This window comes from Lentzea sp. NPDC058450 (genome assembly GCF_042721395.1).
Taxonomy (GTDB): Bacteria; Actinomycetota; Actinomycetes; order Mycobacteriales; family Pseudonocardiaceae; genus Lentzea.
The window spans coordinates 837,284-852,389 of sequence record NZ_JBHXLO010000001.1; the positions used below are offsets into that span (position 1 = coordinate 837,284).

Here is a 15,106-nt window from a genome sequence, read left to right on the forward strand (position 1 = left end):
CCGCCGCACCACCGCCGGCCGGCGCTACCGCGAGCCCGTGCCGACGAAGCCGAGAACCGCGGCCGCGAACGCGTCGGGTTCCTCGACGTGGCCGAGGTGACCGCTGTTCTCGAGGACGACGAGGCGGGAGTCCGGGATCGACTTGTCGAGTTCCTCGGCCCACCGGACGCCGCAGACGACGTCGTGACGTCCGACGATCACCAGCGCCGGCACGGCCAGGGAGCCCAGCACGCCCCGGTCGTCGATGATCTCGGGAACGAGGTGCTCGTCGAGGCTGGAGATGTGCGTGCCGCTGATGGCCGCGCGCAACGGCGCGAAGTCCGCCTCCCTGCCCCAGTAGTCGGCCAGGTAGGCGGGCAGCAGGCCGCGCAGTGCCTCGACCATCTCCTCGTCGGTGGAGATGGCGCCGGTCGACTGCAGTGCGGCCAGCACGCCGGGCAGTTCCGGGTTCTCGGCGTTCGCGCGGGCGAAGAGCTCCACTTTGGACATCGCCTCGGCGACGTGGTCCGGGCCGGTCAGCGGCGCGCTCTCGTACAGGACGACACCGGTGAGACGCTCGGGGTGCCGCGCCGCGAAGCGCTGGGCGACGAACCCTCCGTGGGAGTGCCCGATCAGGTACGTCGTCTCCACGCCGAGGTGGTCGAGCAGGCCGGCGAGCGCCTCGGTGTAGCGGTCACGGGTGTAGCCGTTCGGGTGCGAGGCGAGACGGCCCGAGCCGCCCGTCCCGATCGGTTCCACGTAGACCATCGTGAGGTGGCTCTCCAGCGCGGGCATGCGCAGGTAGTCCCAGAACACCCCGGGGCCGCCGGGGTGAGCCAGGCAGACCGGGCCGGTGCCGTGCACGTGGTAGCGCTGCACCACCCCGCCGATCTCGACGGTGTGCGTGCCGGCGGCCAGTGGGCCGCGCGCTTCGGTGTTCACAGTGCTCTCCGTTCGAACGGTGTCGTTGACACCGACAAGATGGGGAGAGCGCGCGAAAGTTCGATCCGATCGGTGTGACGGCCACCACTACGGCGAGGTGGCGGGGTGGAAGAGGCGCAACTGGCTCACGCGGCGGTCTTTCATCGTCATCACCCAGGTCACCGCCGGTGGACAGTGCTCGGGCGCGTCCACGGGGTTGATGATGTCCATCTCCCAGATGGTGATGTCCGGGCCGGCGACCGCGTCGGCGAAGCGCTGGCGCACACCGGCTTCCAGGTCGCAGGCGGCCCCGCGAACCAAGAAGTCGCGGCCGCCCACCGGGTCCAGCCCGTCGAACAGCATGACGTCGGGCGCCCACCGCTCGGCCATCAGCCTGCCGAGCTCTCCCCTGTGCATCGCGTCCAGCGTCTCGAGCCCCTCCACGCGACTGACCTCGGCACGTGCGGCCGCGTCGTCGTGCGCGGTGGCGGCGGTGGCCGTGAGCGCGGCACCGAGCCGGGCCCGAGCCTGGTTCAGCCTGCTGCGCACCGTTCCCACCGGCACCCCGCAGAGCGTGGCGATCTGCTCGTAGGTGCTGGCGCTGCTGAAGTGTCGCAAGAGGACCGTCATCCGCAACGAGGGCGAGAGCTCACCGATCGCGTGCCAGAGCCAGTCCTTCATGGCATGCAGCTCGACGATCCTCTCCGGACTCTCCTCGGTGACCGTCTCCACCTCGGCCACGGGCCGCGCCACACCGGCGGAACGCAGCCTCGCGCGACACCCGTTGCGCACGATCATCCTCAGCCACGCACCGGCCGCCGCCGGATCCCGGAGATCTCCGATGCGGCTGAGTGCGACGAGCATCGCGTCCTGCACCGCGTCCTCGGCGTCCGGACCGTGCCCCGCCACGCTCAGCGCCACCGCCCGCATGCCCGCCTCGTGCCTCGCCAGCAGCACGCCCAGCGCGGCCACGTCCCCGGCCTGGGCGGCGCGCGTGAGTTCCTCGTCCGAAGGCACCTCGGCCACCCTGTTCTTCCCCCGATGATGTCCGCGCGCGCACCGGCAGCGCGGCCCACGCACGGAGACCAGGCTACTTCGTCGCCGACGCGTCACCGCGGACCGATCGCCCGGGAGTGCTTCGACCAGGCGACCGATCCGCTCGGAGCGGCGGCGACGTTCCGGAGTCGGGGGTCTGGTTCACCCGTGTCCGAGCCGAGATCAGCTCGGCAGGAGGAGCCGGTTCGCGATCTCGTACAGCTCGGCCTCGGGCACCCGGCCCGCGATGACGACAGGACCTCCCTCGACCGCGTCGAGGACCCACAACCGGTGGTAGCCGTTCTCGTCGGCGTAGCGCGTCGCGTGGCCCTGCACGGGCTGGCCAGGGGTGGCGGGCGGAGCGCCGACGACGGCGCTGTTGACGTGGACCGTCGGCTGGACCGTGCACGTGCCCAGCGAGTAGCTCGTGTTGGGTCCCTGCGCGCCCAGGGGCCCGTCCGAGCTCGGTTGCACGTTGAAGGCGCAGATCCGCATGCCGTTGGGCAGGTCGCGCAGGCCGAACGCCGGGGTGACGGTCGTGGCGCCCGGGAACTGGATGTTCTCCGCGATCCGGCGGCCGGCGTCGACGAGTTGCTGCGCGGGCAGGGTGCTGCCGTGCGCGGCGGACACGTTCACGTACATCGAACCGCCGTCCGGGTGCGCCACGTACAGCTCGTACCCGCCAGGGCCGGTGGACACCGAGCTCTCGACCCCGGGCCGGCCCTTGATCGTCACGGGCGCGCCCGGACCCGACTTGAACATCGCCTGGTCCACGGGCATCATCCGGAACTGCTGGACGTCCACTTCCAGGACCTGGCCGCCGGCCGTGACGGTCAGCATGTACTCGCCGCCGTACAGGGGCGTGTCCGGGTCGTCCGCGGTGGCACCGATGTTGATCCGGTGCGCGCGGTACGCGACTTCGCCCGGTGGGAGCCAGCCCAGGGAGTAGGGCATCTGCAGAGCGGGCACGGGCTGTTCGGTGGACGTCGCCGCCTGGCTGTTCTGAGAGCCGTTGGCGGTGGCGATCGTCTGGGACTGCTCCACGGGTTCCGGGCGGTTCAGCACCACGGCGGTGACCGCGCCGAGGGACAGGACGGTCGCTCCGGCGGCGACCGCCAGCGGTCGGCTCAGGCCGGAGCGCCTGCTGTCGATGCGGCGGCGGGCGGCGGCGAGCACCGCGTCGCTGTCGGGCGCGTCGTCTTCGCGCGCCGTGAAGGTGTCCTTGATCAGGTTCTCGATGTTCATCCGGTCTCCCTGGCCTCCGCCATCAGGTCGATGGCCAAGCCGTTTCGCAGTGAGGCCAATGCTTTGTGGGCGTGGGCGCGGACGGTGGCCTGGGCGCAGCCCAGCAGTCCGGCGATCTCGGAGTCGGGCAGCTGCTCGTAGTACCGCAGCACCACCACGGCGCGCTGGCGCTTGGGCAGACGCGCCAGGCGCTGCCACATGTCCTCGCGCGCGGCGTGGTCCGACGCGAAATCGTCCGCCCGTGCCCGGTCGGGGAGGTCACCCGACGTGATCACACGTGCGGACCAGCTATGTCGCCAGGACAGGTAGCCGTTGGTCACCATCCGCAGCACGTACCGCTCGGGGTGATCCGTGCCGCTGATCCGGGACCAGTGCCGGTACATCTTGACCAGCACGTCCTGCACCAGATCAGCGGCCTGCTCCCGGTCGCCGGTGAGCATCGTCGCGTACCGCAGCAACCGCGGCAGTTGCGCTCGGGCGAAGTCGTCGTAGTCAGCCATCACCCTTGAAGACCCACGTCGGCGGCGGAGCGTTTACCGGCCTCCCGAATAAACAGGTTGATCCACTCAGTGAGTCATAGAGGAAAGGGGAAACACCACACGACACAAGGGGCGATCTGTGCGCATACGAGGTTTCATCCACGCGGCGGTCTTCGCCGTGGCGGCCGGCGGAGTGGCCGTCTTACCGGCGGCCGCGCACCAACCCGCCACGACGGGGCCGGCCGAGGAACCCAGGACGGTCACGCTGATCACCGGTGACAAGGTGACCGTGACCAGGAAGGACGGCTCCTGGGACGCGACGGTCCAGCCGGCCGCCCGGATCGGGCCGGTGCGATTCCTCAAGTCGGTCAGCGCCCAGGGCGTCACGGTCATCCCGTCGGTCGCCGAGCCGCTGATCCGGGCGGGCAGACTCGACCGCGCGCTGTTCGACGTGACCGGCCTGATCGAGCTGGGCTACGACGACACCCACACGCCGGACATCCCGTTGCTGGTCGAGTCCCCCGGCGCCCAGGCGCTCGGCAGGATCACCCGCGAACTGCCGTCGGTCCGGCTCTCCGCCGTGGCCACGCCGAAGACCAAGGCGGCGGAACTGTTCGACAAGGCCGGCACGGGCAAGATCTGGCTCAACGGCAAGGCTCGTCCCTCCCTGGACGTGAGCGTGCCGCAGGTCGGCGCACCGGCCGCCTGGCAGGCCGGGCACACCGGCGCGGGCGCGACGGTCGCGGTCCTCGACACCGGCTACGCCCCCGGGCACCCCGACCTGGCCGGAGTCGTGAAGGGCGAGAAGGACTTCACCGGAGAGGGCATCGTCGACAACGTCGGGCACGGCACGCACGTGGCCTCGACCGTCGCCGGGCGCGGGGCCAGGTACACCGGTGTCGCGAAGGGCGCGGACCTGCTGATCGGCAAGGTCTGCCAGACGAGCGGCTGCCCGTTCGACGCGATCCTCGCGGGCATGCAGTGGGCCGCGGACAGCGGCGCGAAGGTCGTGAACATGAGTCTGGGCGGCGGGCCCGGTGACGGCGTCAGCGACCCGCTGGAGAGGGCGGTCAACCGGCTCTCCGCCGAGAAGGGCACGTTGTTCGTGGTCGCCGCCGGCAACTACGGCCGGCGCGTGCCGGTCGCGAGCCCGGCCTCTGCGGATGCCGCGCTGGCTGTGGCCAGCGTGACCAAGCAGGACGGGTACAGCACGTTCTCGCAGCCCGGACCGCGGTTCAAGGATCACGCCGTCAAGCCGGACATCGCCGCACCCGGCGAGGACGTCGTGGCCGCACGGGCCGCGGGCACGCTCGCCGACCACGCCGTCGACGAGCACCACGCGCGGCTGACCGGCACCTCCATGGCGACGCCGCACGTGGCCGGTGCCGCGGCGATCCTGGCCGCGCAGCACCCGGAGTGGACCGGCGGGCAGATCAAGGCGGCGTTGATGGGCAGCGCGACCCCGATCGACGCCACGATCCACCAGCAGGGAGCGGGCCGGGTCGACGTGGGCCGTGCGTCCCGGCAGACGATCACGCCCGGCGAGGGGAGCCTGAGCCTCGGTTTCGTGCGGTGGCCGCACGACCAGCCCGCGCTGACCAAGCGGCTCACGTACCGCAACACCGGCAGCGCACCGGTCCCGCTGTGGCTGAGCACGGACGTCCCGGCGTTCCGCACGAACGTCGACCGGCTCGTGGTGCCCGCGGGCGGCGAGGCCTCGGTGACGGTCACCTTCGACCACGCCGCCGCGCAGATCGGCGACCACGGAGGCAGGCTCTTCGCCAAGAACGACGCCGGTGACACGGTGGTCCAGACGCCCGTCGGCGCGTACAAGGAACCGGAGAGCTACGACCTGACGACGAAGCTCCTCGACCAGAACGGCGCCGCACCGGCCGACGGCCTGCTGGCGAGCGTGATGTGGGTGGCGCTGGGCACCGGCCAGGACGACTTCGACCTGATGGGCAACAACAGCACCGTGCGGCTGCCCGCGGGCCGCTACGCCGTGCTGGGCACGATCCAGACCGCGGTGCCCGGGAACCCGTTGCCGACGAGCACCAGGGTGGCCGACCCGGAGGTCGACCTGCGCGAGGACACCACGGTCACGCTGGACGCCAGGAACGGCAGGAAGGTCACCGCGCAGGCCGACGAGAAGGACGCCCGCCCGATCTCCTGGACGAACGGCATGGTCGTCGACACCGGGGCGAGGGGCGTCGGCTACTACAGCATGTCGGACTTCAACGACTACGCCGCTCCCACCACCAAGCACACCAAGGAGTTCCGGTACTTCGACCGGATGAAGCTCGAACGGCCGCAGGTCCGGCTGACGGTCGACAGGCCCGAGTCGTTCGAGATCCCCGTGGAGTGGATCTTCGGCTCGCCGCGGACGACCGACACCCGCGCACTGTCCGTTGTGGACGTCGGGCACGCCACCCCCGCCGAGATCGCGGCCGCCGACCTCAAGGGCAAGCTCGCGGTGTTCACCCTGAACGGTGCCGAAGGCCTCGAGTTCAGCCCGCGAGTCCGCGCGATCGCCGAGGCCGGCGCGAACGCGGCGCTGTTCCACTTCTCCGGTAGCCCCGTGCGCGTGCTGGAGGCGCCGCCGCTCCCGTTGACGGCCACGTTCAGCCCCGACGGCGCCCGCCTGGCGAAGCTGCCGAACGCGTCCGTGACGCTGACCGGGCTGCCGCCGAGCCCGTACCGGTACGAGCTGGTGTTCCCCAGCTACGGGGACGTTCCGGCGAACGTGACCTACCGGCCGCGCAACGGCGACCTGGCCACCGTGAAGGCGACCTACCGAGCCCCGGCGGACAGCACGGGTTACACGTCGATGTTCGCCACCGACGGGAAGTACGAACTGGAGGGCGCGCTGGAGTCGACACCGACCCCGCTGCCCCGCGAACGGACCGAGTACTACTCCCCCGTCACCTGGACGAACGCCGCGAGCGTGTCGGCGGGCGGCGTCTCGCAGAACTACGAGGCGGCCCAGCGGACCTTCAAGCCCGGCGACAAGGCCACCGTGCACTGGGGCAAGGCCGTGATCGGGCCGAACGTCTCCGGGACGGTGGGCTTCTTCTCGCCCGAACCGCACCTGGCGTACCGCACGGGCGACCGGATCAACGCCCGGCTGCCGCTGTTCTCCGACTCGGCCGGCCACTCCGGGTTCCCCGGTTTCGGCGACACCGGCGACACCGTGCTGCACGCCGACGGCAGGGAGATCGCCCGCAGCGGACAACCCGGCAGCGGGCAGTTCACGGTGCCCGCGGGCGCCGCGACCTACCGGCTCACCGCCGAGGCGAGCCGGAACGACCCGGGATGGCCTCTGTCCACAAAGGTCAGTGCGGAGTGGGGCTTCCGGTCCGGGCACACCACCGCCGCCACACCGCTTCCGTTGCTGTCGATCGGTTTCGACCCCGAGCTCGACCTGACGAACCACGCGCCCGGCAACGCGCTGTTCCCGGTGCCGTTGCGCGTCGACCGCCAGCCGGGCGCACCGGGCGGCAGGGCCGAGCCGAAGCAGGTCGAGGTGTCCCGCGACGACGGGCGGACGTGGCGACGGGTGCCGGTGCTGCGGGTGAACGGCACCTGGTCGGCGCTCGTGCCGAACCCGGCGTCCGGGTTCGTGTCGCTGCGGGCGACAGCGGCGGACCAGGACGGCAACACGGTGACCCAGACGGTCATCAGGGCCTACCGGGTGAACTGACTCACACGGCCTGACTGCGCGGCGGTCGCCACGGCGTCCGCCGCGCGGCACTCCCTTCTGTTCCCACAGCCGGTCGATGTCCACTTCGGACGACCGCACTCCCGTGGCCACCTGCTCACCGCCCCGACGCGGCCTGCCGAGACACATCGGCGGGCTGTGCTTTAGTGGCCGGGGACGTGGCAGGTTCGCCGGACTTTCGACCGAGACGCGCGGTCGTCCGCCGAAAGGCTGTGAGGGAGAAGATCGACGGTGCCGCGGAGTGAACGCGAACTGGTCCGTGACGGCTCGGCGCTCGTGGAGTTCGCCGCTGACCTGCGGCTGCTGCGCACGAAGGCAGCGACACCGTCGTACCGGGACATGGGCCGCGTCGCCCACTACTCGGCGACCACGCTCTCGGAGGCGGCGAACGGGCGGAAGCTGCCCAGCCTGGCGGTGACGCTGGCGTTCGTCCGGGCCTGCGACGGCGACGAGGCCGAATGGGAGGAGCGCTGGCACGCCACCGCGGCCGAGCTCAACGAGAACTCGGCCATGACGAGCGCCACCGAGGAGCCCGGCGGCGCTCCCTACGTGGGGCTGCGGGCGTTCGGGCCGGACGACCAGGACCTGTTCTTCGGACGGGAGCGGCTCGTCGCCGAGGTCGTCGGCAAGCGGCAACGGCTGGTGCTGTTGTTCGGCGCCTCCGGGTCGGGCAAGTCGTCGGTGCTGCGCGCGGGCGTGATCCCCGCCCTCACCGCCGCGGGGAAACGGCTGCTGCTGTTCACCCCGGGAACGCATCCGATCGAACGGTGCTCGATCCTGCTCGCCGCGGAGCTCGGCGTCACCCCGGCGGCGGTGATGGACGAGTGGCGTGACGACCGGGCCCTCCACCGGCTCGTGTCGCAGTTGTCCGCGGACGAGGAGACGGTCCTCGTCGTCGACCAGTTCGAGGAGGTCTTCACGCTCTGCGACAGCGACGCCGAGCGGGCGAGGTTCATCGCGGCGCTGGCCGTCGCGGCGAACACGCCCGGCAGCCGGTGCCGGGTGCTGCTCGGGGTGCGGTCGGACTTCTTCGCGCACTGCTCCGCGCACCCGGCGCTGGTCGAGGCCATGCCGGACGGGCAGGTCGTCGCCGGGCCGATGAGCGCGGACGAACTGCGCCAGGCCATCGTGGCGCCCGCGAGCAGGATGAACTGCACGGTGGACGGCTCCCTGGTCGCGGACCTGCTCACGCAGGCGCACGGCAGGCCAGGGGTCCTGCCGCTGCTGTCGCACGTGTTGTTGCAGGTGTGGACCCGGCGCAGCGGCAACCGCCTCTCGGTCACCGGGTTCCAGCAGGCGGGCGGGCTCGACGGCGCGTTGAGCCGGACCGCCGAAGAGGTGTTCACCGGCCTGGACGAGCCGCGGCAGCGACTGGCCAGGACGTTGTTCGGCAGGCTGGTCGCGCTCGGCGAGGGCACCGAGGACACGAAACGGCGGCTCGACACCTCCGAGGTCGGCGACGACCCCGGCCTCGCGGCCGTGCTCGAGGCGTTCACCGCGGCCCGGCTGCTCGCCAAGGACCAGGACGGGGTCGAGATCGCGCACGAGGCGCTGATCCGGGCCTGGCCACGCCTGCACGGCTGGCTGCACGACGACCGCGAGAGCATCCGCCTGCACCGCCAGCTCACCGACGCCACGGACGCGTGGGAGTCGCTGGGCAGGGACAACGGCGCGCTCTACCGCGGCGCGCGGCTCGCGCTCACGCTCGACTGGGCGGGCAAGCACGAGTCCGCGTTGTCACCGCGGGAGCAGCGCTTCCTCGACGCCAGCCGGTCGGCCGAGATCACCACCGGCCGCCGGCTCCGCAGGCTCGTCGCGCTGCTCAGCGTGGTGTCCCTGGTCGCCGTCGCCGCGACCTCCGTCGCCTGGTACGAGCAGCGCAGGGCCGCCGACCAGCGCAACGCCATCCGGGCCCAGGTCGTGGCGGACGAGGCCCCCGAGCTGCACCAGAGCAACCCGCAGCTGGCCGTCCAGCTCGCACTGGCCGCCCACCGCACGGCCCCGTCCACCCACACCCGGGACGGGTTGATCAGCACCCTGCCGGTGGCGGTCGTCCAGCAGAACAGCGTGATCATGTCGGTGGCGCTGAGCCCCGACGGCCGGACCGTGGCGACGGGCAGCGACGACCACGTCGTGCGGCTGTGGGACATCACCGATCCGCGCAGCCCGAAGGAGGTCGTCACGCTGACCGGCCACACGGAACCGGTCTACACGGTGGCGTTCAGCCCCGACGGCCGCACGCTGGCCTCGGCGGGCTTCGACCACGTCGTGCGCTTGTGGGACCTCGCCGACCCCCGGAACCCGGCGCAGCTCACCCCGCTGGCGGGCCACACGGTGAACATCCACGCCGTGGCGTTCAGCCCGGACAGCCGCACGCTCGCCTCGGTCGGCTGGGATCGCACGGTGCGGTTGTGGAACGTCACCGATCCGCGCAAGGCCACCGAGACCGCCGTGATCGACGGTTTCCGCGACGTCCTCTACGACGCCACGTTCAGCCCCGACGGCCGCACCCTGGCCGTGGTCGGCGACGAGCCGGGAATCTGGCTGTACGACATCACCGACGCGCAGCGGCCCGCCCGGCTCGCCGCGGTCACCGGCCACGACCACGGCGTGTACGAGGCGGCGTTCAGCCCGGACGGCAAGATCCTCGCGTCGGTCGGCGAGGACCGCTCCGCACGCCTGTGGGACGTCTCGGACCCGACCCGGCTGACCTCGATCGCGGTGCTCGACGTCAACGGCCACGACGACAGCGTCTACGCGGTGGCGTTCAGCCCGGACGGGCGCACGCTCGCCACCGCGGGCGACGACCGCACCACGCGCCTGTGGGACGTGACCGACCCCCGCCGCGTGCCGGCACCGGTCACCGTGTCCGGCAGCCTGGACGCGGTGGAGGCGGTGGTGTTCAGCGCCGACGGTCACATGGTGATCACCGGTGGCTGGGACGCCCAGCTGCGGCTGCTGGACACCGATCTCGACCGCACCGTCGCGCACGCGTGCGACACCGTCCGCACCGTGATCACCGAGGCCGAGTGGGACCGCTACTTCCCCGGCCTGCCCTACGAGCCACCCTGCCCAGGCGATTCCTGACGTCGTTCCGTGCCTACTGAGACCGCATCGGGTGCCCCCGTTTGAACTAACCGCTCAGGCTGCGCTACGTTCGGTGACGGACTCATCACGCGAACGTCCTGGGGAGATGCGGCGCCAGTGCTCCAGTTGTCGAGGTACGCGCCTCCTACCAGGAACGGCGCGATACTCGCGGTCAGCGCCCTGGTCGACTCGATCGGCACCGGCCTGTTCCTCGCGATCGTGCCCGTGTTCGTCGTGCTGCACCTGGGCGCGGACCCGGTCAAGGTCGGCGTGGTCGTGGGCGCCGCGAACCTCATCGCGCTGCTCTCCCCGCTGCCCGCGGGCTGGCTGACCGACCGCCTCGGACCCGGTCCGGTGTGGACGGGACTGCTGGTCGGGCGGGCGATCGGGTACTCGGCGTTCCTGTTCGTGTCCTCGTTCACCGGGTACGCGGTGCTGCTGTGCGTGCTCGGTCTCTTCGACCGCGCCAGTGCGCCCGTGCAGCAGGTCTTCCTGCTGCGCATGGAACGGCCGGAGGACCGGAGCAGGTCCATGGCCGTGCTGCGGACCGCGCGCAACGTCGGGATGAGCGTCGGGCTGCTGCTCGGTGGCCTGGTGATCTCGATCGGCACGCGCACGGCGTTCACCGTCGGGTTCGGGGTCAACGCGCTGTCGTTCGTGGTGCTGCTGGTCGCCGTCCGGATGATCTCCCGCACCTCCGCGCCGGTGGAGCCGGAGCCCGTGCAGGAGGAGGCGCGGGCCGCGGCGGGCGGGGTCGTGCTCAAGGACCGCCGCTACCTCACGCTGGCCGCGGGCAACGCGATCCTGCTGCTGCACGACGCGGTGCTGTTCACCCTGCTGCCGTTGTGGGTCATCAGCAAGACCGAGCTCGCGCCGGGGTGGATCGGCCCGCTGCTGGCCGTCAACACGGTGCTGACGGTGGCGTTGCAGGTGCCGCTGACCAAGTGGTCGAACACGATCCCGAAGGCGCGCAGGACGATCCTGCGCTCGCTGGTGCCCCTGCTCGTCGCGGTGGTGTTGTTCCTGACCGCCGAGCACGTCGGGGCCGCCGTGGTGCTCCCGCTGACGGCGCTCGCGGTCGTGCTGCTGACGCTGGGCGAGAACATGCACTCGGTGTCCGCGTTCGAGCTGTCCTACCGGATGGCTCCGGAGAAGTCGATGGGCTCGTACCTGGGCGCGTTCGACTTCGGTCACGCCGCACAGCTGGCCGTCGGCCCGCCGTTCATGACCGTCGTCGTGCTGCGCGGCGCGATCGGCTGGAGCGCCCTCGGAGGAGCGTTCGTCCTCGGCGCCGTCCTCATGGCCGCCAGTGCCGCGACGCGGCGGCGACCGGCCGGGGACTGAGGCGCTCTCAGGCCCTGGTCGCGGCGAGGCGGTCGACGAAGCCCTCCACCGTCGTCACCTGCTCCGGCCAGCCCAGTTCCCGTCCCAGCCGCACCAGCTGCGGCAGCCGGGCGACGCGGTCGCCCGCGAACACCTCTGCCGGCGTGCCGTCCTGCACGATCCGGCCGTCCTCGACCAGCACGACGCGGTCGAAGTTCTCCACGCAGAAGTCCATGTCGTGCGTGATCGCGATGACCGTGCGGCCCCGCAGGGACAGGTCGGCGATGATCGTGGCCAACGCGTCGAGCGCGGTCGAGTCCTGCCCGGTCGTCGGTTCGTCGAGCAGCACCACCGGGGTGTCCATGGCGAGCACGCTCGCGATGGCGACCATCTTCCGCTGCGCGAGCGAGAGGTGGTGCGGGTGGGCGTCGGCCAGCTCGGTGAGCCCGGTCGACTCCAGGGCACGCCCGACCAGCTCCCGCGCGTGCTCCGGCGGGAACCCCAGGTTGCGCGGTCCGAAGTGGACTTCGGCCGCGACGGTCTTGGCGTGCAGCTGGTCGTTGGGGTTCTGGAACACGAACCCCACCTTCGCCGCCAGCACGGCGATCGGGTGCTGCGCGGTGTCGAGGTCACCGACGAGCACCCGGCCGGACGTGGGCTTGACCATGCCGTTGAAGTGCTGGGCCAGCGTGGTCTTGCCCGCGCCGTTCGGTCCGATGACCGCGACCCGCTCCCCCTGCCGCACCACGAGCGACACGTCGTCGAGCGCGGTCACCTCGTCGTCGTAGCGGAAGGTCAGCGACTCGACGCGGATGTCCGACCGCATGGGGAAGGCCTCCTGGGATTGTCCATCTGGGACGGTCACGGCGTGCTCTCCACCGACAGGCCGGCGCCGAAGCCGCGCACGGCGTCGGGCAGCAGCACGGGCAGCGACAGGTCAGCGGGCCACAGATCCCGGCCGGCCGCCACGCGCGCCGCACGGGTGTAGCGGGTGCTCGACACGCCGAGTTCGGGCAGGCGCTCGTCGGTGAACACCTCGTCCGGTGGGCCGTCGAGCACGAGCGACCCCTGCGACAGCACCAGGACGCGGTCCGCCAGTTCGGCGAGCTGCTCGATCCGGTGCTCGACGAGCACGATGGTGATCCCGTTGCGCCGCAACGCGTCGAACGCGCCGAAGACGAGCGCGGCGCTGGCGGGGTCGAGCTGGGACGTGGGTTCGTCGAGCACCACGACCCGGGGACGCATGACGAGCACCGACCCGATCGCCACGAGTTGCTGCTGCCCGCCGGACAGCGCGAACGGCGAGCGGTCCGCGAGGTGCCCGATCCGCAGGTCCTCCAGCACGCCGTCGATGCGGCGGGCCATCTCGGCCCGCTCGACGCCGAGGTTCTCCAGGCCGAACGCCAGCTCCTCGCGCGCGGTGAACTTGGCGCCGGACATCTGGTTGAACGGGTTCTGCACCACCAGGCCGACCTGGGTGACCAGCTCCGCCAGCGGCGTGCTCGCGACCGGCCTCCCGCCGATCCGCACCTCTCCGGTGAGACGTCCGCCCGAGACGTGCGGGATCATGCCCGCCATGGCGTTCGCGAGAGTGGACTTGCCCGAGCCGCTGGCCCCGACGACACCGCACACCTGGCCGGCCGGGACGTCGAAGGTGATCGACCGGAGCGACTCCTCCGCGCTGGTCGGGTAGGTGTACGACACGGTCCCGAACTCGATCATCGGGTCACCCCCAGGACGTTGACGACGACGGCGGCGACGGCGACCGCGCCCATCAGCAGCCGGGCCCACCGCTGGGCGGAGGAGTCCGCGACCTCCACGAGCGACGTGCGGCGGGCCGTGGAACCGAACGCGCGGGCCTCCATGGCGACCGCGCGTTCCTCCAGGTCCGCGAGCGACCCGAGCAGCAGCGGGCCGACGAGCGGCAGCAGCGCCCGCACCCGGCGCCGCAGGCCCGTGGTGTCGAGGCCGCGGGCCTGCTGGGCGCGCAGCACGTTCTGCGCGCGGGCGCGGAACGCGGGAACGATCTGCAGCGTCGCCGAGATGACGTAGCTGGTGTTGGGCGACATGCCCCGCTCGACCATCGCGCTCATCAGCACACCGGGGTGCGTGGTGAGCAGGAGGAACAGGAACGAGCCGAGCATCACGACCAGCCGCAGCGACGTCTGGGTGGCGAACAGCAGGCCCTCGGACGTCACCTTGGCCCAGCCGAACTCCGCGAGGACCGTCGTGCCCTCCGGGAAGAACAGGCCCTGCAACGCGAAGATGACCAGCACGACCGGCGCGGAGAAGAGCAGGAGCAGCCTCGCGTACGGGAGCTGGACGCCCGCGACGAGGACGGCCGGCACCAGCACCACCAGCAGCAGCACCAGCGGCGCCCACACGACTGGTACGGCGAACGCCGTCGTCGTGACCGCCAGAGCGAGGACGAGCTTCGTCGTCGGGTTCAGCCGGTGCACCGGTGAGGTGCCGGCCTGGAAGAACATCGTGGTCATCGGACCGCCTCCGCCCGCTCCACCACGACGGGCCGGTCGATGCCGAACACCGAGTGCTCGCGCACGAAGGAGAACCGCTGCCGCAGCCGCGGCGGCAGCGACACCAGCACGCTGTAGGCGACGAGGCACGACACGACCTTGTCGAGCGGGTCGGCGACGAGGCCCTGGATGCTCGCGGCCTCCAGCATGCTGTTGCCGTAGACCTGGAGCGTCGCGATGAACGCGGACTGCCCGAGCGAGCCGCCGGCGTTGCCGAACACGAACGCCGTGATCGGCGCGGACACCACCCCGGCCACGACGCCGATCAGCACGCCCGCGAGGACCACCGTCGGCACGCGGCGGAACAGCCCGAGCCGGGCGAAGGTGCCCGCCAGCAGACCGATCGTGGCCGCCGTGACGGCGTAGGGCAGCGAGCCGGGGTTGATCGTCATCCCGACGGTGACGCTGGACAGCGCTCCCGCCGCGGCGCCCGCGGCCGGTCCGGCCAGCACCGCCACCAGCACGGTGCCGATGGAGTCGAGGTGCACCGGCAGCCCGCTGATCCGCACGAGCTGGCCGATGACGATGTTGATCGTGATGGCCATCGGGAACAGCGTCACCGTGGACGTGGTCAGCTTCGACATGGCGCCGCTGATGATCAGCACGGAGCCGAGCAGGTAGCCGGCGAGGGCCAGCAGCGCAGCGGAACCGCCGACGCCGTGCGGCGAGGTCGGGCGGGTCGCGATCAGGTAGACGTAGGTGACGATCACGACCGCCGCGCCCGCCGCGATGCGCGCCCGCGGTGGTAACCGGGTGAGGAGGGTGAACCGGGGAGCGGTCATCGG

The 15,106-nt window shown here is 71.7% G+C and carries 11 protein-coding genes; 3 read left to right on the forward strand and 8 right to left on the reverse strand.

Annotated elements, in window-relative coordinates; all coding sequences use genetic code 11:
- Window positions 1-24: 24 nt before the first annotated feature.
- The 4 genes from ACFWNN_RS03705 to ACFWNN_RS03720 form a co-directional block, all read right to left on the reverse strand.
- Complete coding sequence (locus ACFWNN_RS03705) at window positions 25-921, reverse strand: alpha/beta fold hydrolase (RefSeq protein WP_382438274.1); 897 nt, start codon at window positions 919-921, stop codon at window positions 25-27.
- Between the two features lie 87 nt (window positions 922-1,008).
- Window positions 1,009-1,917, reverse strand: coding sequence for an RNA polymerase sigma factor (locus ACFWNN_RS03710; protein ID WP_382438275.1), 909 nt, complete (start codon window positions 1,915-1,917; stop codon window positions 1,009-1,011).
- Between the two features lie 201 nt (window positions 1,918-2,118).
- On the reverse strand, window positions 2,119-3,180 hold the full coding sequence (locus ACFWNN_RS03715) for a hypothetical protein (RefSeq protein WP_382438276.1): 1,062 nt from the start codon (window positions 3,178-3,180) through the stop codon (window positions 2,119-2,121).
- A complete protein-coding gene (locus tag ACFWNN_RS03720; protein WP_382438277.1) occupies window positions 3,177-3,680 on the reverse strand; it encodes a SigE family RNA polymerase sigma factor in 504 nt (167 codons plus the stop codon). Before ACFWNN_RS03720 ends, ACFWNN_RS03715 begins: the two co-directional genes overlap by 4 nt.
- Window positions 3,681-3,798: 118 nt before the next feature.
- On the opposite strand from ACFWNN_RS03720, the gene ACFWNN_RS03725 reads away from it, so the two are divergent.
- The 3 genes from ACFWNN_RS03725 to ACFWNN_RS03735 all read left to right on the forward strand — a co-directional run bounded on the left by ACFWNN_RS03725 (window position 3,799) and on the right by ACFWNN_RS03735 (window position 11,808).
- Window positions 3,799-7,359: a S8 family serine peptidase gene (locus ACFWNN_RS03725; RefSeq protein ID WP_382438278.1), complete on the forward strand. Its 3,561-nt coding sequence runs from the start codon at window positions 3,799-3,801 to the stop codon at window positions 7,357-7,359.
- A 249-nt stretch (window positions 7,360-7,608) separates the two neighbouring features.
- Window positions 7,609-10,464 carry a helix-turn-helix domain-containing protein gene (locus ACFWNN_RS03730; RefSeq protein WP_382438279.1) on the forward strand — a complete coding sequence of 952 codons (2,856 nt, stop codon included), beginning with the start codon at window positions 7,609-7,611 and terminating at the stop codon, window positions 10,462-10,464.
- 117 nt (window positions 10,465-10,581) lie between these two features.
- Window positions 10,582-11,808 (forward strand): MFS transporter, encoded by a 1,227-nt coding sequence (locus tag ACFWNN_RS03735; RefSeq protein ID WP_382438280.1) that lies wholly within the window; start codon window positions 10,582-10,584, stop codon window positions 11,806-11,808.
- 7 nt (window positions 11,809-11,815) lie between these two features.
- Here the strand turns inward: ACFWNN_RS03735 and ACFWNN_RS03740 are convergent, their stop codons facing one another.
- From ACFWNN_RS03740 to ACFWNN_RS03755, 4 genes are read right to left on the reverse strand one after another with little or no spacing between them, the layout of a single operon-like run.
- Entirely contained in the window at window positions 11,816-12,652 is an 837-nt protein-coding gene (locus ACFWNN_RS03740; protein ID WP_382438281.1) for an energy-coupling factor ABC transporter ATP-binding protein, read from the reverse strand.
- Window positions 12,649-13,509 carry an energy-coupling factor ABC transporter ATP-binding protein gene (locus tag ACFWNN_RS03745; protein ID WP_382438282.1) on the reverse strand — a complete coding sequence of 287 codons (861 nt, stop codon included), beginning with the start codon at window positions 13,507-13,509 and terminating at the stop codon, window positions 12,649-12,651. The genes ACFWNN_RS03740 and ACFWNN_RS03745 overlap by 4 nt, the downstream gene beginning before the upstream one ends.
- Window positions 13,506-14,282, reverse strand: a complete 777-nt coding sequence (locus ACFWNN_RS03750; RefSeq protein ID WP_382438283.1) for an energy-coupling factor transporter transmembrane component T family protein — start codon at window positions 14,280-14,282, stop codon at window positions 13,506-13,508. Before ACFWNN_RS03750 ends, ACFWNN_RS03745 begins: the two co-directional genes overlap by 4 nt.
- Entirely contained in the window at window positions 14,279-15,103 is an 825-nt protein-coding gene (locus tag ACFWNN_RS03755; RefSeq protein ID WP_382438284.1) for a hypothetical protein, read from the reverse strand. The genes ACFWNN_RS03750 and ACFWNN_RS03755 overlap by 4 nt, the downstream gene beginning before the upstream one ends.
- Between the last annotated feature and the right edge of the window lie 3 nt (window positions 15,104-15,106).

What these genes read in the sequence shown, in the direction of transcription:
- ACFWNN_RS03750 (WP_382438283.1), bottom strand. Translation starts at nt 14,282, where the DNA reads ATGACCACGATGTTCTTCCAGGCCGGCACCTCACCGGTGCACCGGCTG.
- ACFWNN_RS03720 (WP_382438277.1), bottom strand. Translation starts at nt 3,680, where the DNA reads ATGGCTGACTACGACGACTTCGCCCGAGCGCAACTGCCGCGGTTGCTG.
- ACFWNN_RS03755 (WP_382438284.1), bottom strand. Translation starts at nt 15,103, where the DNA reads ATGACCGCTCCCCGGTTCACCCTCCTCACCCGGTTACCACCGCGGGCG.
- ACFWNN_RS03745 (WP_382438282.1), bottom strand. Translation starts at nt 13,509, where the DNA reads ATGATCGAGTTCGGGACCGTGTCGTACACCTACCCGACCAGCGCGGAG.
- ACFWNN_RS03715 (WP_382438276.1), bottom strand. Translation starts at nt 3,180, where the DNA reads ATGAACATCGAGAACCTGATCAAGGACACCTTCACGGCGCGCGAAGAC.